General features: G+C 64.0%; 16 protein-coding genes and 1 pseudogene. 9 read left to right on the forward strand and 8 right to left on the reverse strand.

Translation table 11 applies throughout. From position 1 onward, the window contains the following. Position 1: 1 nt before the first annotated feature. Genes gspD through ASF84_RS05600 form a run of 3 tightly spaced genes read right to left on the reverse strand, consistent with a single transcriptional unit; the run spans position 2 to position 4046 of the window. Positions 2 to 1972: a type II secretion system secretin GspD gene (gspD, locus tag ASF84_RS05590; protein WP_056836115.1), complete on the reverse strand. Its 1971-nt coding sequence runs from the start codon at positions 1970 to 1972 to the stop codon at positions 2 to 4. 2 nt (positions 1973 to 1974) lie between these two features. Further along, positions 1975 to 2394: a hypothetical protein gene (locus ASF84_RS05595; protein ID WP_056836313.1), complete on the reverse strand. Its 420-nt coding sequence runs from the start codon at positions 2392 to 2394 to the stop codon at positions 1975 to 1977. Positions 2395 to 2399: 5 nt separating this feature from the next. Next, positions 2400 to 4046, reverse strand: a complete 1647-nt coding sequence (locus ASF84_RS05600) for a hypothetical protein (RefSeq protein WP_056836117.1) — start codon at positions 4044 to 4046, stop codon at positions 2400 to 2402. 433 nt (positions 4047 to 4479) lie between these two features. Here ASF84_RS05600 and ASF84_RS05605 point away from each other — a divergent pair, with 433 nt between their 5' ends. Continuing rightward, a complete protein-coding gene (locus ASF84_RS05605) occupies positions 4480 to 6522 on the forward strand; it encodes a PhoX family protein (RefSeq protein ID WP_056836119.1) in 2043 nt (680 codons plus the stop codon). Between the two features lie 123 nt (positions 6523 to 6645). Here the strand turns inward: ASF84_RS05605 and ASF84_RS05610 are convergent, their stop codons facing one another. Then, a complete protein-coding gene (locus ASF84_RS05610) occupies positions 6646 to 7107 on the reverse strand; it encodes an REP-associated tyrosine transposase (protein ID WP_056836121.1) in 462 nt (153 codons plus the stop codon). Positions 7108 to 7251: 144 nt separating this feature from the next. Beyond that, entirely contained in the window at positions 7252 to 8196 is a 945-nt protein-coding gene (gspK, locus tag ASF84_RS05615; RefSeq protein ID WP_056836123.1) for a type II secretion system minor pseudopilin GspK, read from the reverse strand. Positions 8197 to 8358: 162 nt separating this feature from the next. On the opposite strand from gspK, the pseudogene tatA reads away from it, so the two are divergent. From tatA to tatC, 3 genes and pseudogenes are all read left to right on the forward strand, one after another. After that, positions 8359 to 8494, forward strand: a pseudogene (tatA, locus tag ASF84_RS30125) (twin-arginine translocase TatA/TatE family subunit); the annotation flags it as partial. Between the two features lie 91 nt (positions 8495 to 8585). Beyond that, positions 8586 to 8879 carry a Sec-independent protein translocase protein TatB gene (gene tatB / locus ASF84_RS05625; RefSeq protein ID WP_056836127.1) on the forward strand — a complete coding sequence of 98 codons (294 nt, stop codon included), beginning with the start codon at positions 8586 to 8588 and terminating at the stop codon, positions 8877 to 8879. After that, positions 8876 to 9649, forward strand: a complete 774-nt coding sequence (tatC, locus tag ASF84_RS05630) for a twin-arginine translocase subunit TatC (RefSeq protein ID WP_056836129.1) — start codon at positions 8876 to 8878, stop codon at positions 9647 to 9649. Before tatB ends, tatC begins: the two co-directional genes overlap by 4 nt. Positions 9650 to 9682: 33 nt before the next feature. On the opposite strand, the gene ASF84_RS05635 is transcribed toward tatC, so the two are convergent. Then, positions 9683 to 10747, reverse strand: a complete 1065-nt coding sequence (locus ASF84_RS05635; RefSeq protein WP_056836131.1) for a sigma-54 interaction domain-containing protein — start codon at positions 10745 to 10747, stop codon at positions 9683 to 9685. Between the two features lie 338 nt (positions 10748 to 11085). On the opposite strand from ASF84_RS05635, the gene ASF84_RS05640 reads away from it, so the two are divergent. The 5 genes from ASF84_RS05640 (at position 11086) to ASF84_RS05660 (ending at position 18970) form a co-directional block, all read left to right on the forward strand. Next, positions 11086 to 12315 (forward strand): lipase family protein, encoded by a 1230-nt coding sequence (locus tag ASF84_RS05640; protein WP_056836133.1) that lies wholly within the window; start codon positions 11086 to 11088, stop codon positions 12313 to 12315. Between the two features lie 57 nt (positions 12316 to 12372). Further along, a complete protein-coding gene (locus ASF84_RS05645) occupies positions 12373 to 13569 on the forward strand; it encodes an LLM class flavin-dependent oxidoreductase (RefSeq protein ID WP_056836135.1) in 1197 nt (398 codons plus the stop codon). Positions 13570 to 13595: 26 nt separating this feature from the next. Then, entirely contained in the window at positions 13596 to 15176 is a 1581-nt protein-coding gene (locus ASF84_RS05650) for an ABC transporter substrate-binding protein (protein ID WP_056836137.1), read from the forward strand. A 76-nt stretch (positions 15177 to 15252) separates the two neighbouring features. Next, positions 15253 to 17862 (forward strand): TonB-dependent receptor, encoded by a 2610-nt coding sequence (locus ASF84_RS05655; protein ID WP_056836139.1) that lies wholly within the window; start codon positions 15253 to 15255, stop codon positions 17860 to 17862. Between the two features lie 19 nt (positions 17863 to 17881). Next, a complete protein-coding gene (locus ASF84_RS05660) occupies positions 17882 to 18970 on the forward strand; it encodes an LLM class flavin-dependent oxidoreductase (protein ID WP_056836141.1) in 1089 nt (362 codons plus the stop codon). Positions 18971 to 19219: 249 nt separating this feature from the next. Here ASF84_RS05660 and ASF84_RS05665 read toward each other — a convergent pair whose 3' ends face one another. After that, on the reverse strand, positions 19220 to 21034 hold the full coding sequence (locus ASF84_RS05665) for a dipeptide ABC transporter ATP-binding protein (RefSeq protein WP_056836315.1): 1815 nt from the start codon (positions 21032 to 21034) through the stop codon (positions 19220 to 19222). A gap of 14 nt (positions 21035 to 21048) precedes the next feature. Next, positions 21049 to 21897: an ABC transporter permease gene (locus tag ASF84_RS05670; RefSeq protein ID WP_056836143.1), complete on the reverse strand. Its 849-nt coding sequence runs from the start codon at positions 21895 to 21897 to the stop codon at positions 21049 to 21051. Positions 21898 to 21907: the final 10 nt, after the last annotated feature.

Raw genomic sequence — 21907 nt, forward strand, 5'->3', positions numbered from 1 at the left:
CTCACCAGGCCACCGCCCCCAGCCGCTCGCGGCTCGACGGAAACAGCTGCAACAGGGTGTCGCCGGCGGCCTGCTCGGGCAAAGCCAGGTTGGTGCTGGTCTTGAGGTTGCGGTACTTCTCGCTGCTCAACTGGGCCAGGGTCTGGTCGTCACGCACGATGCGCGGACGGATGAACACCATCAGGTTCTGCTTGACCCGCTGCGTGGCGCTGGAGCGAAACAGCCGGCCGACCCCGGGAATGTCACCGAGAAACGGCACGCGCTGATCGCTGTCGGTGCTCTCGTCACCGATCAACCCGCCCAGCACCACCAGGCCGTTGTCGGCGACCATGACCTTGGTCTTGATCTCGCGCTTGTTGGTGATCACATCGCTGGCCGAGGCGCTGTCGGCAATCGATGAGACTTCCTGGACGATGTCCATGCGCACCGTGTTGTCGATGTTGATCTGCGGCTTGATGCGCAGCTTCACACCGACCTCCTTGCGCTCGATGGTCTGGTACGGGTTGGCGTTGTTCTGGGTCACGGAGCCGGTCACGAACGGCACTTCCTGGCCGACCAGGATCGAGGCCTCGGCGTTGTCCAGGGTCAGCAGGGTCGGGGTCGACAACAGGTTGAAGCCGCTCTGGCCCTTGAGCGCATTGATCAGCGCCAGGAAATTCAGGCCGCCGCCGCTGAGGTTGCCAATCCCGGCCGTGGCGCCCTGCACACCGGCCAGCAATTCAGCCAGCGCGCCGTTGTCGCCGTTCTGCGCCAGGGCACCGACGGCGGCGACGCTGGCGGCATTGTTGCCGGGAAAGTTGAAGGCGCCGCCGCCCAGGCTGTCGTGCTGGAACAGCCACTGCACGCCCAGCTCCTGCACGCGGGTGTCGGACACTTCGGCAATGATCGCCTCGACCACCACCTGGGCGCGGCGAATGTCCAGTTGTTCGACGATGCTGCGGTAGGCCGCCAGTTCGCTGTCGGGTCCGACCATCACCACCGCGTTGGTGCCCTCTTCATACTCCATGCGCACGCCACTGGTGCTGACCATTGGCGGCTTCTCGCCCTCGGGTGCCGTGCCTTCGGGCATGGCGGCCTGTTCCTGGCCCAGGCCACGCAGCACCTTTACCACTTCGGCGGCGTTAGCGTGGCGCAGGTACATGACCACGGTGTTGCTGCTGTGCAAGGCATCGCGCGGTTTGTCGAGCTGGCTGAGCAAGGCGCGCACGCGCTGGCGACTGTCGGTGCTGCCACGCACCAGCAGGGCGTTGCTGCGCGGGTCGGCGACCACTTGCGCGCTGTCGGCGCCCTGTTCGCGGGCCAGCAGGCGGGTGACCAGCAGCGCGGTGTCGTTGGCGCTGGCGTTCTTGAGCGGCATGACTTCCAGCGGCTCCTGGCTGACTTGATCAAGTTGCCCGAGCAAGGTGTCGATGCGGTCCAGGTTGCTGCGCCAGTCAGTGATCACCAGCAGGTTGGCCGACGGGTACGGGGTAATGACGCCGACACGCGGATCAATCAACGGCTTGAGGATATTGAGCATCTGCTCGCTGGCCGCATTGCGCACGTTGAACACCCGGGTGGCCATGCCGTCATTGGCCTGGCCGGTCTTGTACTGACGGGTGCTGCGGCCCGATTCCACCGGCACCGGCTCCAGCCGCGCGGCTTCGTCGGGCACGATCTTCACGCTGCCGTTGGGCAGGTCCACGGCGGCAAAGCCCTGGGCGCGCAGTTGCGACAGGAAGATGGCGTAGATCTCGTCGCTGCCGAGCATCTCGATGCTGCGCACCGTCACCTTGCCCTTGACCCGCGGGTCGATGATGAAGGTGGTGTTGGTGATGCGCGAAACGCTGTCGATGAACTCGGACAATTCGGTGTCGACGAAGTTGACCTCGTACACCGGGTCCTCTTCGGCCTGCACGGTGCCCAGGCCCAGACCCAGGGCACAGAGCAAAAGGGCGAGACGCAATGGTGGCTTGCAGCGGTCGTAAATCATGCTTATCCCTGTTGCCGGATGCCGAAAGGTGGACGTTGTGCCGGCCACGGCAGGCGCTCGCGCTGGCCATGGTTATCGAAGATCAGGCCGCGCTCGTCGATGTCCTGCAGGACGATGCCGGGGGCCAGGCGCTGGCCGCGGCTCAGGGTGCGCTGGCGTTGTTCGTAGCGCAGCACCACCACCGTGGCCGCCAGGTCACGCGCCTTGAGGCTGCCGATGTATTCGATGGGCAGACGGGTCAGCGGCAGCTCGCCGGTATTCACCGCCTCGCGGTGCCAGTGCGCGCCGAGCAATTGCGGCGCAGGTGCCAGAAGCGCTGGTGCCACGGCCGTCGGCGCATGGCCATGCCAGAGTTGCACCACGCATTGCGCTGCCAGCCAGCCGCACAAGACGACCAGCAGCAGATGGCTCAGCGCGGTCAGCCGGCTCAACGGGACAGCTCGCGTGGGTGCCAGCCTGGATGGCCTTGCACATAGCGCATCTGCGGCAACGGCAGGCTCGCCAGCTGCCAGCCTTGGGGTTGCTCACGCAGCCACTGTTCCAGGTGCTGCCACAGCGGCTGGCCGGCCTGCGCCTCGAAGCCCAGGCCAAAGGTGCGGCATTGCCCGAGTGGCTCGCCGACACCGCTGATGCGCTTGCCGCTGGCGCTGTAGATCACTTGCCAGTCCTGACCGAACCAGCGTGGCAGATCCTGGCTGTTGTCCAGCAACAGCGGCTCACCGAACAGTTGCTCGGCAGCATTTTCCAGTACGTTGGGCACCTGTCTGGCAGCCACGTCAACCACCGGCGCCGGGTAGCTGCCGGTCAGGCTGAGCAGGTGTTCGCGGGTGATGGTCTGTCCGCGCTCCAGGGGATAGTCGTAGCGCAAGCCCGGCAACAGCACGGCACCGCCTGATGGCCCGGCCAGTGCCTGATGCAGCAGGCGGTCCCAACTGCCGCCGCGCACATCGCGGCGCCACAGGTTTTCCGGGGCCTGCGCCAAGGGCTGGTCGAGCCAGCCGGCATGCGCGGCGCGTTGCTGCTGCGCCAATTGACGAATACGTTGCGCCGGGACCTGATCGCTGACACTCAAGGCACTGTCCAGCGCCGGTTGAAACTGCGCCGCGAACTGCCAGTTGCCGGCCACCTGCTGGCAGCGAATGCGAAATGCACCGCTGGCCCGCACGCCACCGAGCACCACCGGCACGCGCTTGCCCGATGCCTGCAAGGCTTCGATCGGTTGCGGCCAGAAATCCTGGCCCCGGGCGCCGAGCATGATGTCGATCTGGCTGATGCGTTCGGCCAGCCACAGCGCGGGGCCGGTGCCGACATCAGCCAGGGCGATGACCAGATCGGCCTCGCTGCGGGCCTGCTCGAACACCGGTTGCAGGCTGTCCAGCCAGTGTTTGAGGGAAGCTTTCTGGTCACGGGCATACGGGTCGGTCACCCCGACCACGGCGATGCGCACGCCGCCGCGCTTGAACAGGGTCAGCGCTTGCGTGCCCAGGCGCTGGGCCGCTTCGCTGCCAAGCCCGGCGCCCAGCACCGGGTGCTGGTACTGGCGGTACAGACCGGCACAGGCGTGGGGCCAGAGCAGGCGTTCATCGCTGCTGACCCGCACTTCGGTGCCCAGCAGCGCACTGCCCTGCACGCCCGACACGCCTTGGGTCAGGTAGGCCAGGCCGCTGCCGTTCCAGCACTGGCCATTTTCCAGGGTCAGGCTGTTGCCTTCACCGGCCTCAAGCCGCATGCGCTGCAACAGCGCACCCAGCACCGGATAGCCCCCGGTCTGCAACGGGCCGGTCAGGTTGGCGTCAAGCAGGCTGTCGAGGGTGCGATTGCCCGGGTTGGCGGCGCGGGCATTGGGGCCGCTGATCCATGGCGCCTGGCCGATGCGCGTGGCCGGGCCCAGACGGGTGGCCGGGACCACAGGCTTGCCGGGCTGGCGGGCATCCAGGGTGTCGGCGACATACAACAGGTCGACCTGCCCGCCACTGCCCGACGGTCCGGCCAACGACGAGCAGGCCGACAGCCACGGCGCCATGGCACCGACCGTCATCCACCCCAATACATCGCGTCGCACCATCGAAACCATTTGTTTACGCACCCTGGGACTGTCTCAGTACAGGGGCGGCATATTGGCGATGGCAAATGACAGTTTGATGGCAGTTTTGCAACTACCTCGCCATCATTTGTGCCGTCAGTGGTCACTGAAAGCCCCTGTTCACACCTGCAATAAGGCCAGTGCGCTTGCAAGTGCCCTCTGGACGTCGCACAGGCGCCTGCTCTGGCACGCCTATCGTCTGAATAAAGGGTAAAGCCCTTTTAATCAGCAGGTTGCGGGGCACACGAGCGCGCAAGAAGGGGCCCTGTAAAAAGCACAAAGAAGCCCCCACCAAGAAACAAATTGAAACAAACACAGATGAACCTGTGTAACAACTTAACCAAACTGCCAATAAATCATCACACTTGGCTCCTAAAGTTCGCGGCTCCTTACTTATTCCTGCTTTCATAAAAGGACCTGATGAATGAGTCGTGACACCGGCGATAACCTGAACCGTAACCTGAGCGTCAATGAGCCGATGGAATCGGTGATCGACACCTTCCTGAGCCGGCGCAGCGTGGTGCGCGGTGGCCTGGGGGCTGCAATCGCCCTGATTGCCGGCACCGGCCTGACCGGCTGCTTCGACAGCGGTGGCGGTTCCGATGACGACGATGTCGCCGAGCCGGTGACCCCGACCCCGGAAGTGCCCAAGCTCAAGCTGGGCTTCAACTCGATTCCAGGTTCACGCACCGATGCCTGCACCGTGGCTGCCGGCTACGTCGCCCACGTCCTGGCCCCGTGGGGCACGCCGTTCAACAGCCGCGCCAATGCCTGGAAAAGCGACGGCACCAACACCTCCGCCGACCAGGCCAACGCCGCCGGCATGCACCACGACGGCATTCATTACTTCCCCATCAATGGCAGCTCGACCGAAGGCATCATTGCCATCAACTACGAGTACATCGATGAGAAAGCCCTGCACCCCAAAGGCCCGACCCTGGTCGCCGGCAAGCGCCCGGCCGAGGAAGTGCGCAAGGAAATCAACGCCCATGGCGCCGGTGTGTTCCGCGTTCGCAAGGTCGGCAGCCGCTGGCAGATCGTCGACAATGACCCGCTCAACCGTCGCCTGACCACCGATTCGGTGATGAACATCGCAGGCCCCCTCAAGGGCACCGCGCACGTCAAGACCAAGTTCTCGCCGGACGGCACCCGTACCCGCGGCACCAACAACAACTGTGGCAACGGTTACACGCCATGGGGCACTTACCTGACGTGCGAAGAAAACTGGCCAGGCATCTTCCTCAACAAGGGCACTGTCCCGGCCGACCAGAAGCGCATCGGCGTGGCCACCTCCAGCACCAACTATGACTGGGAAACCGCGGCCGGCGACAGCAGCGAAGTCAACGACGAATTCAGCCGCTTCAACATCACCCCGCGCGGTGCCAGTGCCACTGAAGACTACCGCAACGAAGCCAGCACCTACGGCTACATTGTCGAGATCGACCCGTACAGCGCCACCAGCGTCGCCACCAAGCGCACGGCGCTGGGCCGCTTCCGTCACGAAGGCTGCTGGCCGGGCCTGCTGACCGAGGGCAAGCCGGTGGTGTTCTACATGGGCGACGACTCGCAGAACGAATACCTCTACAAGTTCGTCTCTACCGCCCTGTGGACCGCCGCCGACGCCAACCCGACCGACCGCCTGGCCACTGGCGCCAAGTACATGGACAGCGGCAAGCTGTACGTGGCCCGCTTCAACGCTGACGGCACCGGCACCTGGCTGCTGCTCGAAGCCACCACCGCCACCACCGACGGCAGCACCCTGGGCGCCAAGTTCACCGACCTGCCGGGCATCATCCTCAACACCCGCGGTGCCGCCGACGCCGTGGGCGCCACACCGATGGACCGCCCGGAATGGACAGCCGTGAACCCGGTCAACGGCGACGTGTACCTGACCCTGACCAACAACACCAGCCGCACCACCGCCAACGCCGCCAACCCACGGATCAACAACAAGCACGGCCACGTGATCCGCTGGCATGACGCCGACAACCAGACCTCGTTCACCTGGGACATCTTCGTCTTCGGCGCCAACGCTGCCGGCACCGCCGACCTCAACCGCTCGGGCCTGACCGAACTCAACCAGTTCGCCAGCCCCGACGGCATGACCTTCGACAGCCGTGGCATCCTGTGGATCCAGACCGACAACGGCGAGTCGACCCTGACCAGCTACACCAACGACCAGATGCTGGCCGTGATTCCGAGCAACATGGTCGACGCCGCCGGCAAGCAGGTTCCGGTCAATGCCAGCAACCAGGGCGACCTGCGCCGCTTCTTCGTCGGCCCCAATGGCTCGGAAGTGACCGGCGTGACCTTCACCCCGGACAACAAGACCATGTTCATCAACATCCAGCACCCGGGCAACTGGCCGTCCACCGACGTGGCCACCGACGTCACCGTTGGCACCGTACGTCCACGGGCCTCGACCGTGGTGATCCAGCGCGCCGACGGGGGTGAACTGGGCGTCTGATATCACCCGTTTCAACCCGCAAGACCGGCCGGGCGGCGATCCGCTTCAGCCCGTAGGACCGGCTTCAGCCGGGAAGCAGGCACCGCAGATCTGCGGTGCTGCCCTTCGCTGCTGAAGCAGCTCCTACGGGATCCAGACCGCATCCCACAACGGATAGTCACCTACGCGCTGTACCAATCCGGCGCGTATCGGATTGGCGATCACATAGCGCGCCATTTTCAATACATCCTCATCACGCCTGGCGGCATGGTCGTGATAGCCCTTCTGCCCGCACAGCATCTTGTTACCGAAATGCTTGTTGATCACATACGCGCTGCGCCCTTTGAGCCGTTGCATCAACTGGCTCAAAGAACCGGACCTCACCTCAAACAGCCAGTGCACGTGATCAGGCATAACCACCCAAGCCAGCGACCGCACGTAGCCTGCCACATGCAGGCTACGCATCTCAGTCACCCGTCGACGACCTATCCATAAATTGGAAAACACAGCGTCGCGATTGCGTACAACACACGTCACCAGATAAATCTGTCCATGAATAGAATGGCGACCGAGACGCAGATAATGGGCGTGATGATGAACAGGCATTCCATTGCCCTCCAGAGAAAAGGAAGGCAAAGATAGGATCTGCCTCTCGAAGAAGCGGCAGTAACGTGGTGCAAAAGGTTTCAGACGTGCAGGCGTAAATCGGTGGTGACTGTGTTCCCGGCTAAAGCCGGCCCTACGCAGCCCCTAGAGTTCCCGTCCCCGCACCACCATCTGTTGCGCCGGCACCCGGCTGTGCCATTTCACCACCCCGCGGGCCTGGACCCGGTACTGGCTGCGAAACGCCTGGCCGTCCAGCGTGGTTTCGATCTGCAGCAAAAAGTGATCACCGTTGAGCAGCAAGCCTTCGCTCAATCGGGCAAAGGCTTCGTCGTCCATTGCGCCCATGGCGCTGCGCAGGTCACTGGCGTCCTTGTAGCCGCCAGGCGGGCGGCCGGTGATCAGGCGGGTCAGTTGCGCGCGCGGGATCTCGCCTTCATAGAGGGCCTCCAGCAACGGCAAATGCTCCAGGTTCAAAGCATTGGCGTTGAGCTGCCAGCCTTCGCTGTCCGGCAGCACACACAGCGAGCCGGTGGCGCGGGCGCCGGGCACGGCCATCAGGTTCATCTCGCTGATGTCGGCCATTGGCTGATTGCCCGCCATGCGCGCCGGTGACTGGCGTGAATACTCCGGGTTTTCCGCCCCGTGCAGGCGCGCCTGATGGTTGGCGTCCAGCCAGTCGATCAGGCTGTCGGCCAGGCGCTCGGCCGCCATGTCATCACCCAGCAGGTACAACAACTGGTTGCGCGCCCGGTCCGCTTGCGGGCCGATCAGGCTGTTGACGTTGAAGCAGGTGTGCAGGTCGACAATGCGGATACTGGACTTCCCGCCCGCGAAGTCATAGCTCAACGGCTGGCCGCGCAAGGCCTGCCAGAACATCGGGCTGGCGCGCCACAGCGGGTCCTTGAGCGCCTGCTCGGTAAACGCCAGCGCGGCCTTTTCCACCGCCCGCGCCTGGATGCGCTGTTGCACCAGGCGTACACCGTCGACCTGCTGGCGCCCCTGCGCCACCAGCCAGGTCAGCCCGCCGGCCAGCATCGCCAGGGCCACCAGTACCATCAATAACGCCGCGCCCTGCTGTTGCCTGCGCATGACTCCTACCTGCTTTCAAACCTGCGGACCGACAGTCAACACCGGCAATGTTGCAACCGGGTAACAGGCTCATGAAAACCACGCAAAAATGTCACAGCCTCGTCACATGGCCTCGGCAAGATGCCTGTTCATTTTCATAATCAATGACCTGGAGTGCGTTTCATGGGTGGTATCGGAATCTGGCAACTGCTGATCGTTCTCGTGCTGGTCTTCATGCTGTTTGGCACCAAGCGTTTGCGCACCCTGGGCGCGGACCTGGGCGAAACCATCAAGGGCTTTCGCAGCTCCATGGGCCATGACGAAACCAAGGGCGACGACACCCTGGCAAGCAAAGGCAGCCTGAACGATGCCAGCCGCACCGCCGCGCACCAAGCCGACAGCAAGCACTGATGTTCGAGATCGGCTTTACCGAACTGCTGCTGGTCGGCACCGTCGCCCTGCTGGTGCTGGGGCCTGAGCGCCTGCCCAAGGCCGCCAGTACCGCCGGGCGCTGGATGGGCCAGACCAAGCGCGCGCTCAATGGCATCAAGCGGCAGATGGAACGCGAACTGGATGCCGAGCAACTGCGCCAGTCGCTCGACCAGGCACCCCTGATCGCGCTGGAACAGGAACTGCGTGAAGGCATCCGCCTCGACCCGCCGGCCGGCACGCCTCACGCCAGCAACGGACAATCGACCTCATGAATGCCCTGGAACATCACGCTCCCATCGCGGTAGTCAGTCACCTGCGTCAGTTGCGCAGCCGCCTGCTGCGTTGCCTGCTGGCGATTGTCTTGCTGTTCATCGGCCTGTTTCCTTTCGCCCAGACCCTGTACACCGCCATCTCGGCCCCGCTGCGTGCCTTTCTGCCCGCCGGCGCCAGCATGATCGCCACCAGCGTGACCTCGCCCTTGATGGCGCCGTTCAAGCTGACCCTGATGCTGGCGCTGTTCGTGGCCATGCCACTGATCCTGCACCAGGTCTGGGGCATGGTCGCGCCGGTGGTGTATCGCCGGGAGCGCCGCATCGCCATCGCCTTGCTGGTGGCCAGCGTGACCCTGTTCTACGCCGGCATGGCCTTCGCGTTCTTTTTGGTGTTCCCGATGATGTTCGGCTTTTTCGCCAGCGTCACGCCCGAGGGCGTGGAAATGATGACCGACATCGCGCTGTACCTGGATTTCATCCTGGCGCTGTTCCTGGCCTTCGGCCTGGCGTTCCAGATTCCGGTGGCGACCTTCCTGGTGGTATGGGCCGGCATGATCGATGTGCAGACCCTGAGCAAAAGCCGGGCCTATGTGATCGTTGGCTGCTTTGTGGTGGGCATGATCCTTACCCCGCCGGACGTGTTCTCGCAAACGATGCTGGCGGTGCCGATGTGGCTGCTGTTCGAGGTCGGCCTGGTGGCCAGCCGGATGGTGAGCCGCCGAGGCACGGCCTGTAATGCCGACTTCAACCGGGAAGCAGACACCGCATAGTGATCTTGCCGGCCAAGGCGTACCCCACCTGCCCTACTCGGTCTTGGCCAGCTCGCCGATCTTTTCCAGCCGCGCCCGCACGATGTTGCGGCTGATGCCCAGCAGGCGGCCAGTCTGCAGCTGGTTGCCGTGGCAGAAACGGTAGGCGGTGCGAAACAGTGTCTCTTCTATGTGTTCGTACAAATCCGGAATGTTCTTCTCGAACAACCCGATCAAAGCACTTTCGAGATTGGCCGGCGGTGCCAGCGGACGAGCAGCCGCCTGTACAGCTTCTTCCTGGCGGATGCCTGAGGAACGCATGTCGACCAGGTGCAGGTCGACAGGCTGCACGCGCTCGTTACGGCACACCAGCAAGGCATGATGAATGGCGTTTTCCAGCTCACGGATATTGCCCGGCCAACTGTGCTCCAGCAACTTGCGCTCGCTGTCGACACTCAAGGTCGCACGGTTGTAGCCCAGCCGCTGGCAGTGCTCGCCAATGAAGAATTCCGCCAGCGGCAGGATGTCGCCCGGCCGTTCACGCAACGGCGGCAGGCGGATGGTCGCCACGTGCAGGCGGTAGAAAAGGTCTTCACGAAAATGCCCGGCCACCACGGCATCGGCCAGGTTGACGTTGGTGGCCGCCACCAGCCGCACATTGATCGGAATGGGTGTACGTGAGCCCAGGCGTACCACTTCACGCTCTTGCAACACGCGCAGCAGCTTGACCTGCATATTCAATGGCAGGTCGCCAATTTCGTCGAGAAACAGCGTGCCGCCATTGGCGGCCTCGAACCAGCCGGCCTTGCTGTTGGTTGCCCCGGTGAACGCGCCCTTCTCGTGTCCGAACAGCTCGCTCTCTACCAGCGACTCGGCAAACGCACCACAGTTGACGGCCACGAACGACTCGCGCCCGCGACGGCTCAGATGATGGATATGCCGGGCCACCAGCTCCTTGCCCGTACCGGTTTCACCCACGATCAGGGTGTTGGCTTCGCTGGGCGCCAGACGCTCGATACGACTGAGCAATTCCTGCGAACGAGGGTCCTTGAACACCAGCACGGTGGCACGGACTGACTTGGTCAGTTCTCGGGCATGAGGGTGGGTCAGCAGCGACATGTTGCATACCTGGCAGTGAAAGCGCGAAGCCATCTTTACATGAAAATGAATAGTCCAATTAATTGTTAATTAGCATTTGTTTATTCTTAAAAAGAATATAAGCCGATTAAATCCAGCGGGCTGCTGCCCCAGCAGCAACCGGTCAGCAACGAGTGTCCTGAGCTCAGCATCAGGCTGCGTCCCAGGCAACACCCCAGGCACCCGCCATTTTCTGCAGAGCCACGTATTACAAGGGCTGCAGCGTAATTTTTGCCGCATGGCATGCAACCTGCTCCTGTGCTGACAAGCCGGCAATACCCGGCACTCGCTTCGCGAACCTGTCGCACAAGGAAAATCCGATGACACTCTTCACTCCCCTCAAGTACGCCGTGGCCACTCTGGCCGTGGCGATCTCGATCCATGCGCTGGCCGACGGTGTGTATACGCCCACACCAGACCCGCTGCAGGGCGACGGCCGGGTCTCGGCGTTCTACACCTGGCAAGACGTCATTCCGGCCACCCCCGGCAAACTGCTGCGCAGCGAACCACTGGAAGCAACCCTGAGCCTGCCGGGCGCCGCCTCGCAGCAACGGATTCTCTACACCTCCCTGAGCGGTCTCGATGGCAAGACGCCCATTGTGGTTTCCGGTGCACTGTTCATTCCGCAGGGCACGCCGCCGGCCGGCGGCTGGCCGGTGGTGAGCTGGGGCCACGGCACCGTGGGCGTGGCCGATATCTGCGCGCCGTCCTGGAGCGGGCGCTCGTACCGTGACGTGCAGTACCTGGCGCGCTGGCTCAAGGAAGGCTTTGCCGTCGTCGCCACCGACTACCAAGGCCTGGGCGTGCCCGGCGGACATCCGCTGTTGAACGCACGCACCGCCGCCTACGGCATTCTCGACGCCGCCCGGGCAGTGACCACAGCCGTGCCGGGACTGGCTAACAAGGTACTGATCGTCGGTCAGTCGCAAGGCGGTGCCGGGGCCTTTGCGGCCGGCGCCTATGCCGCCACCTACGCACCGGAGCTGGGTGTCAAAGGCAGCGTCGGCACAGGCGTAATCTACACCGTGGGCACCAGAAGCGTCGGCAACCAGGACCCGACCAAGGTTGACGCCGCGCTGACCTACGGCTTCTACACCTTGCTGGCCGCGCAGCAGTATGACCCTGGCATTGACCCCAGGGACCACTACACCGAGCGGGCCTTGCCGTTGTTCGAACAGGCGCGCACCAGTTGCCTGGCGTCCTTGACCAGCGATGTGCTGGCGCTGGGCCTGACCCCGGCCCAGGCGCGCAAGGATAACGATGGCGCCAGGCTCAAGCCCTGGCAGGACCAGATCGCCTATCCGACCCTCAAGCTGGCCCAGCCGATCTTCATCGGCACCGGCGCCGAGGACAAGACCCCGGCGGCTGAGACCCAGCTCAAACTGATGAAGGACGCCTGCAACGCCGGCTCCGTGGTTGAAGGCCATCTGTACAAGGGCCTGGGCCACAGCGAAACGGTGAATGCCTCGCTCAAGGACTCGATCCCGTTTGCGAAAAAGGTGATTGCCGATCAGCCCGTCACAGCCGTGTGCGAACCCGTCGCCGGCTAATGCAAGACCGGCCTTGGCCGCGCCTGCGCATTTAACATTCACCTCGGAACGTTCACCATGAGCATCGAATTCTTCAGTCGCCTGCCGCTGCACGGCGAAACCCAATACTTGCCAGGCGACCCGCGCAACCGCGGCGACTGGGGACCCTCAGACGGCACCGGCGCGGTATCGGACTTTGCCGTGGGTGATCCGTTTACCTACATCGATTATCTGGGCCAGATCGCCCGCGCCAACGAGATCAACCGGTTTGGTGGCGTGCTGATGGTCAACGCTCCCAGCGGCGAAGAGCCGTGGACGGTGTGTTCGCTACTGGCGCGTGAAACCCGCACGCTGAAGTTCGTCACCGCCTTCCAGCCTTACCACTACACCCCGTGGGTCGCGGTGCAGCAGTCGGCGACCTACCAGCGCGCCACCGGCAACCGTCTGGTGTGGAACATCATCAACGGCGGCTCGGACGCGATGCAGCGTCAGGTCGGCGATTTCAGCAGCCACGATGAACGTTATGACCGCGCCACCGAATTTCTCGATGTGGTTAAAGGCTACTGGCACAACGAAAACTTTCATTATCAGGGCAAGTACTACAGCGCCGAAGGCGGTGGCCTGCGTCATCCGCTGAACAAAGCACAGCTGCCAGTGATCTGCACGGCCGGTTCCTCGATTGCCGCTCGCGAGTTCGCCGCCAGGCACGCCGACTACTATCTGATGCGCGCCGAGCACCCCGAGCAGATCGCCGCCCTGATCGTCGATGTGCGCGAACGAGCACTCAAGCATGGCCGGCATGACATTCGCTTCGGCCTGTCGATCGATGTCATCACCCGCGAAACCGAAGAGGCCGCCCATGCCGAAGCCAGACGCTTCTTCGACGACGGCATCCGGCGCGGCGCGGCCAAGGCCGTCGCCGCCCATGCCGGCCTGCGTACGGCACGCAAGCTCAGCTACGAAGAGCAGTTCGGCCAGCGCGAAGACATCAAACAGTACGACGACTTCTTCATCTACCCCAATGTCTGGGCCGGCTTCGGCTACATCGGCGTGCCACCCGGCTGTGCACTGGTTGGCAGCTACGAGAATGTCGTTGCGCGCATCCGCGAATACAACGCGCTGGGGCTTGAACTGTTCTTCCTGGCTGGTTACCCGCACCTGGAAGAAGCCTATCGCCTGGGCCAGCACATCCTGCCGCACTTCAAGCACGAGCGGGCCGCCCTGGTGCAAAGCTCGGCCAGCATTGCTCCCGTGCACGCCGCCCACGCTCACTGAAGTACAACCAATAAGGAACAACCGGCATGGACTATCCGATCAGCCGCCGACGCTTGCTCAATAACAGTGTCCTGCTGGGCACCGGCCTGATGCTGGGCAGCAGCGGGGTGCTGGTCGGCTGCGACGCCGGGGCGCCGGCCGGCCAGGTTAATGCCCGCCCCCAGGGCCAACCGCAACACGGCGGGCGGCTGCGCCTGGGGATCCTGGACGGCAACCAGAGCGGCAATCTGGATGCCCATAAGCCGGTCGGCAGTGGCGTGGTGCGTGGCTTTGCGTTGTACAGCAAACTGTGGGAATGGGACGAAACCATGCAGCCACGCCTGGCCCTGGCCGAAGAAGCCGACGTCAGCGCCGATGCCAGGACCTGGACCCTGCGCCTGCGTCAGGACCTGGAGTTCCATCATGGCAAGACCATCGACGCCGACGACCTGATCTTCTCGGTGCGCCGCCTGACCGACCCGCAATTGGCCTCGCCCTATGCCGCCTTGCTGCATTGGGTCGACCGCGACAATCTGGTCAAACTCGACAAGCGCACCATTCGCCTGAGCTTTCGCGATGGGCGCAGTTACTTCCCGCTGGCAGAAACCTGGGTCAACTTCGGTGGCATAGTGCCAGTGGATTATCACCCGGTGACCAACCCGGTCGGGGCCGGGCCTTACAAACTCAAGAGTTTTACGCCGGGCCAGCGCTCGGTGTTCACCCGCTTCGAGAACTACTTCAAGCACGGCAAGCCCTATGCCGACGAGCTGGAAATCATCGACTTCAAGGACCAGATTTCACGCCTGGCCGCCCTGCGCGCCGGGCAGATCGACATGGCCAACGGCATGCCCAGCGAACAGCTCGATGTGCTGCGCCGCGACCCGCGCATCAAGCTGGTGACCTCGGTGACCGGCAACTGGCTGTCGTTCGACATGAACACCGCCAGGCCACCGTTCGACGACCCGCGTGTGCGCCAAGCCTTTCGCTTGCTGGCCAACCGCGACAACTTGGTCAAGCGTGCGCTCAACGGCCAGGGCCGGGTCGCCAACGACCTGTACTCGCCGAGCGATCCGACCTTCGATCACAGCATTCCGGCGCGTCCGTTCGACATTGCAACGGCGCGCCGACTGCTCAAGGAAGCGGGCCAGGAACACCTCGATGTCGAACTGGTGACCACGCCCGGCAGCGGCTTGTCGGCCGCCCTGGTGCTGGCTGAACAGGCCCGCGAAGCCGGGGTCACGCTGAGGGTCAGGCAAGTCGACCTGCCGACCTTCCAGGGTCCGCAGAAAACCGAATGGCCGCTGAGCACTGGCGGCAGCATCGGCGCGCCGTTTCTCGCCAGCGCGATCCACACCGACGCACCGTTCGCCGTCGCCAACAAAACCCAGTTCCAGGACCCGGAATTCGGCCGGCTGTTTTACCAGGCCATGGCCCAGCCGGACCTAGTCAAACGCACCGCCCTGGTTCATCGACTGCAGCGTATCCAGTACGACCGTGGCGGCCTGCTGATCTGGGGCTACACCGACCAGCTCGACGGTTTTGCCAGCCATGTCGGCGGTGCCGGCCCCGAACATACCCAGTTCAGCACCTGGCGCTTTGACAACCTGTGGCTGAACGGCAAGACCTGACGCCGCCACGCGCCTCAGCAGTTCCTTATCGCCAATCACCCCTGGCGGGGCAATCCCGCCGGGCAAGGAGAGATTCATGCCTGCAATTGCCTTATCCCCCGCCGTGGCGGGCTTTACGCGCAGCCTGCTCTCGGTGGTGGTGCTTGCGCACCTGCCGGCTCAGGCCCGGGCCGACATCGAACAGGGCAATACGCCGACACTGGCGGTGGTTACCGTCGAGGTCGCGAAAAAGGCTGATCCCGACACCGCCATCGTCCCGGTACGCGCTCCCACCTCAGTGTATGGCGGCCTGCAGGCAACGGTGCTGGACACCCCGCGTTCGGTCAGCCAGGTGAATGCCGAACAACTGGCCAGGGACCCGATCCGCAGCAGCGACGACCTGGTCAAATACGCACCGGGCATCACCCGCGGCGGCGGCCAGAACGCGGGACTGGCGCCGCAATTTCGCGGCCAGGGTTCGGAGGTCTTTCATGACGGCCAGCGCGGTTATGCCGTACGCCACCCGGCCAACTTCAACGGTATCGAAGGCGCCGACATCGTCGCCGGTCCCTCGTCGGTCACTTATGGCTCGGTGACAGGCAGCGGCGGCTACGTGAACTACCTGAGCAAGAAGCCCGACTTCGACGAACAGCGCACCCGTATCAGTGCCGAACTCGGTGGCTGGAATCCCGGCGCGACGTCACGCGGCTCGGGCAAATACAGCGTCGACACCACAGGTCCCCTGTCCGACAGCCTGGCCTATCGCTTCAGCATGACCCAGCAGCGCAACCAGGATTACTACGACAACGTCGACAATAACTTCAACGCCTTCTACGGCGCCTTCGCCTGGCGCGGCGACGGCGTGCGGGTCAACTGGAACGCCAGCTACGACGACTATTACGACTACAACATCACCCACGGCTGGAACCGCGCCACCCAGGCGCTGGTGGACCACGGCACGTACTACGCCGGCCGCGCCACGCCGATCATCCAGAACGGCAGCACGCTGTGGTCGCCAGTCCTGCAATCGGGCGCCACCAACGCGCCCGTCACCGGTTGGGTACAACGCCAGCGCAACGCCCAGGGCCAGTACACCGTGGTCAACAACAGCTTCCAGACCGCGTCGCCCAACACCCAGGCCAGCCCCGGCAGCGTGCGCGGCTGGGTGTACGATCCGAACCTTGCCGGCAATGGCCTGACCTCGCTGTCATCACAGACCAGCCAGCGCGCCGAGGACGAAAGCAGCTCGCGGCGCTTCATCACCCAGTTGCGCACCGAATGGGACCTGACGCCAGACATCACCCTGGCCAACAGCACCTTCTACGAACGCTCCAACGACGTCACTGATGCGCTGGGTTCGTTCAATGTGCAATCCAAAGACAACATCTTCGACAACCGCTTCGAATTTCGCTGGCGCAGCGAAGGCGAGCTGTTCGGCATCAAGGTCGTCGACGACAGCAACAATGGGCTGATCTATCGCCGCGAGTCCAACCAGTCGATTGCCGCCAACAACAGTTTTGGCGGCAATCTCTACGCCTACGACCTGACTCAGGACTCCTCGACCAAGAACCCTGGCGATCTGCTTGGCCTGACCGGCAGCAACCCGGCCGGCGGCGAAGGCGCCTGGATCGGCCAGCCCGGCGTGGCGCAATTTTCCGACTATTACGGCTACCTGAACCTGCCGGCCATGTACCCGGCCGGTCACGGCTTGTACGCCGAATCTGTGGCGCCCTACACCGCCGACAGCGTATGGACCACCAAGACCCTGTTCAGCCAGCACAATCTGCGTTTCAACGAGCGCGTGGGCCTGAACATCGGCGCCAGCCGCAGCTGGATCGATGCACGCATCGAAAACCCGTTCGCCCTGCCTGGCGCCAGCCCGCGCAAGGACAGCGACAACTACCGGCTGTTCTCGGTGCAGCTCAGCCCGTACATCAAGCCCACCGACAACAGTACGCTGTACTACACCTTCGACCGCTCGCTGGCAGTCAACACCGGGTTCTTCTCCAACGGTATCGGCTGGGGCAGCGGCGCAGGCGCCAACCTGCTCAACCCGCTGCAATTCAAAAGCCTGTCGGTGCTGCATGAAGTCGGCCTGAAAGTCGATGCGATCCCCGACACGCTGTTCTTCTCGCTGGCCGGCTTCAAGCAGGAACGCGACCAGTCGCCCGACAGCAATAACAACATCGCCCGGCTGATCATCAAAGGTGTGGAATCGACGATTCGCTACCAGCCCACCGAGCACCTGCGCACCAGCATCAACCTGTCGAAACTCAAGGCCTACAACGAGTTCACCTCGCAGGCAGGCTTTGCCTCGGCAGGGTTCGTGCCCGACAACGGCACCGTGTTCGGCGACAACAATGCGCTCAGCCAGCGCCCGTCGGGCAAGTTCGATGCGGTGCAGATTCCCCAGTACACCGCCTCGGGTTTTGTCGACTACCGCTTCGACAACGGCTTCGGCGCCGAACTGTCAGGCTGGTGGACCAGCCACTGGTACCTGAACCTGAGCAAGACCGTGCAGATCCCCAACGAATACAACCTGGACCTCGCCATTTACTACCGCCAGCCGACCTGGAGCAGCACGCTGCGGGTGCTCAACCTCACCGACGAGCTGAACTTTGTCAGCGGTCTGGTCGGTTCCACCAACACCTTCCTGCAACCGATGCAGGGCCGCACCGTGCTGGCCCAGGTCGATTACCAGTTCTGACTTTTACAAGGAGCAACGCATGTCCATCGAATTCGTCGGGATGATTTTCCCGCGCCAGTGGTCCGAAACCCACGGCCAGCGCACCGCAGGTTTCGACCTGCCGTTTATCCGCCATCACGCCCGTGCCCATGAACAGGCAGGCTTTGACCGGGTACTGATCGCCAGCGGCCCAGGCAGCGCCGACAGTCTGCAAATCGCCGCGTATGCCGCCTCGCAGACCGAACGCCTGGGCTTCATGATCGCCCACCGTCCGGGCCTGACCGCGCCGACCGTGGCCGCCCGCGCCTTTGCCACGCTGGACCACACCACCGGCGGCGGTCGCCTGCGCCTGCACGCCATTACCGGGATTACCGCCGAACCGCAGGAAGGCGACTTTCTCGCTGACAAGACCGAACGCTACAAGCGCGCCGACGAATACCTGGAAATCGTCCGGCGTCTGTGGACCGAAGAGCAGCCGTTCGATTTCGACGGCCAGTACTTCAAGATCCAGGGCGCGTTCTCGCCGGTCAAACCCGTGCAGCAACCGCACATCCCGATCTCGTTTGGCGGCTCGTCCGACATCGCTTACCAGATCGCCGTCAAACACGCCGACCTCTATGCCCTGTGGGGCGAACCGCTGAGCGGCGTGGCCGAGCAAATCGCCAAACTGCGCACCGCCGCCAGCACGCAAGGCAAGCCCGCGCCACGGGTCAGCCTGTCGGTACGGCTGATTCTGGGCGCCACCGAGGACCTCGCCTGGCAGCGCGCCGAGCAGATTCTGGCGCAGATCAAGGCCAACCCGCAGTTCGCCGAAGGCAGCCCGTGGCGCAACCGCACCAAAGGCACAGGCTCCGAACGCCTGCTCGCCGCAGCCGCCGCCGGCGACCGCCACGACCGCGCCCTGTGGATGCCCACCGCCAGCGCGGTCGGCGCCTACGGTGACACCACCGCACTGGTCGGTACGCCGGAAACCGTGGCCGAAGCGTTGCTCGACTATGTGGACCTTGGGGTGACGACGTTCCTGAATCGCGGCTATGACCCGCTGTACGACACCGTCGATTACGGCCGCTGGATCATTCCGGCGGTAAGAGAAGAAGCGCGGCGACGGGCGTTGCAGCGGGCTTCGTAAACCTCAGGTAGCCCGTCCTGCGGGATTTGTGCAAGGCCGATATTTAATGCCCGGCACAACTCCCGCAGGAGCGCGCTTGCCGGAATGCCGGACCACCGCGACCGGCTGCGCAGCAGTCGTAAATTTGTGGCGTTTAATCAATTTTTATGGCCGCTTCGCGCCCAGTCGCGGGCAAGCGCGCTACAGGCGGTGATTTCTATATCTATTTAAATCAGCCAATCAGGAGCAGCCAAGGACAACAAAGCGGGTCTATACCAGCGTCGGCGAGTTACTCACCAGTGTGCGGGTGTAATCGTCCTGCGGCCGGTCCAGGACCTGCTCCACCGGGCCCTGCTCCAGAATGCGGCCGGACTTTAGGACCACCACCCGGTCGGCAATTGCCCGTACCACGCCCAGGTCGTGGGTAACGAACAGCAAGGTCAGGCCCTCGCGTTGCAGCTCGCGCAACAACGCCAGGATCGAGGCTTGCACCGAGACGTCCAGCGCCGAGGTCACTTCGTCGCAGATCAATAACTCCGGTTCGCAGATCAAAGCACGCGCAATCGCCACGCGCTGGCGTTCGCCGCCCGACAAGCTGTGCGGGTACGACTGCGCAGTGGTAATCGGCAACGACACGCGTTTGAGCACCGCCTCGACCCGCTCTCGTGCGGCGGCGCCCTTGACGCCGAAGAAGTGCGCCAGCGGCGCGCTCAGGCATTCGCCCACGGTTTGTCTCGGGTTCAGGGCGCGATACGGGTTCTGGAAGATGTACTGAATCCGGTGACGCAAGTCCGGCGTGCGCTGGCGGGCCTCAAGGCTCAGCGGCTGGCCGGCATAACGCAGCGCGCCCTGGGCATTTTCACCCAGCCCTGCCAGGGTGCGAGCCAGGCTGGTCTTGCCCGAGCCCGATTCACCGACCAGCGCCAGGCATTCGCCGGCCTGAATACTCAGCGAGATATCGAACAGCACCTGACGGTCGTAGGCGACATCCAGATGGGCCACTTCAAGCAACTGGCGCTCAGCGGCGTCGCTGACCTGCGTAGCCAGCGGCGCCTGGGTCACCAGCGCCAGCGCTTCATGGTGCGGGTGCAAACAGGCCACACGCTGTTGGTCATTCAGCCCATGAAGCAACGGCTCGCCCTGGCCGCAGGCACTGGTGCTGCGCGGGCAGCGTGGGGCGAAGGCGCAGCCTTGTGGACGATGACCGGGCGCGGGGGCGTGGCCGGGAATCGCGTTGATCTCGCGGCGCTCGGCCACATCGGGGATCGCTGCCAGCAAGCCACGCGTATACGGGTGCGCGGGATGGCTGAACAGCGCTTCGCGGCTGGCGGTTTCGACCAGACGACCGGCGTACATGACCATCACCCGGTCGACCAAGTCCTTGATCACCGCCAGATCGTGGGAAACATACACCGCCGCCACGCCCTGGCTTTTGCACAAGCGCCGCAGGGTCGCCAGAATGTGCGCCTGGGTGGTCACGTCCAGCGCGGTGGTCGGTTCATCGAGCACGATCAGGCGTGGCCGTAATACAAAGGCCAGCGCCAGCAGCACACGCTGTTGCTGACCGCCCGACAGTTGATGAGCGAAGCGCTTGAGAAACTGTTCGTCGTCCGGTAACCCCACATCACGCAGCGTCTCTTGCAGGCGCTGGCGTTGCTGGTCGCGGCTCACACTGGCGTCGTGGGCGGCGAGGGTTTCACGCAGCAAGGTGCCGATGCGCAAGGCCGGGTTAAGCGCGGTGGCCGGGTCTTGCGGCACATAGCCGATCAGGCTGCCGCGCGCCTGACGCAGGGCCTCGCCGGCCAGTTGCAGCAGTGACTGGCCAGCGATGTCAATGCGCCCGCCAGCAATCCGCGCACCGCGCCGGGCATGGGCCAGCAACGCGGTGGCCAGCGTGGTCTTGCCGGAGCCGGACTCGCCGACCAGGCCGACGATTTCCCCGGCCTGCAGGCTGAACGAGACATTGGCCAGCACATCGACCTGCGCGTTCAGCTCGACGCGCAAGCCCTCGACACGCAATACAGGCGCTTCCAGCGTCTGCAGCGTGCGGCTCGCGGCAATCGCCGCACGTTGTTCAAGGCTCATTTCGGCGATCACACTCATGGTTGTTTGTCCCCGATCCGCGCCGTGCTGCGGCCGATGCCTTCAGCAAGGATGTTAGTGCCATAGGCGAAGATGCCGATCATCAGCGCCGGCACCAGCACCGGCCAGGGCTGGACCAGCAGGCCGGCCTGGTTTTCGTTGATCATCAGGCCCCAGTCGGCGGCCGGTGGCGCGACGCCATAACCGAGAAAGCTCAGACCCGAAAGAATGCCCACGCCCCAGGTCAGCATGTTGCCGAAGTGCACCAGCAGCGGCGTGAGGATGTTCGGCAGGATCTCCTTGAAAAGAATGCGCCACGGCGAATAGCCCATCATCTGCGCGACCTCGACGAACTCCTGGCTGGCCACCGCCACGGTGCTGCCGCGCGCCAGACGGATCACGCTGGGGATAAAGGCAATCGACACGGTGAGCACGATCAGCCACGGCTGGCGACCGAGCATCGAGACGATCAGCAGCACCAGGATCAGGTCGGGAAAGGCCAGCGACACATCGGCGCCCCACATGATCGCCTGGTCCAGCCGCCGCCGGGAAAAGCCCGCTGCCAGGCCCAGGCTGGTGCCGACCAGCAGCGCGACCAAGGCCGCGGCCATCGACATCCACAGCACCGACAAACCGCCGGCCAGCAACCGCGACAGCACGTCGTGGCCGAGAAAATCAAAGCCCAGCCAGGCATCCGCAGCCGGCGCTCCGTACACCGGACCGAGCATGTCGGTGGGTGCATGCGGCGCCAGCAACGGGCCGAACACCGCCACCACGACCACCAGCAAGGTAATGATCAGGCCACGTCGCACTTGGGGTTCGCGCCACAGCAGGCGCCAGCGGGCAGTCGCAGAAAAAGCGCTCATTACACAGTCC

It is taken from the genome of Pseudomonas sp. Leaf127 (assembly GCF_001423155.1).
Classification (GTDB): domain Bacteria; phylum Pseudomonadota; class Gammaproteobacteria; order Pseudomonadales; family Pseudomonadaceae; genus Aquipseudomonas; species Aquipseudomonas ovata.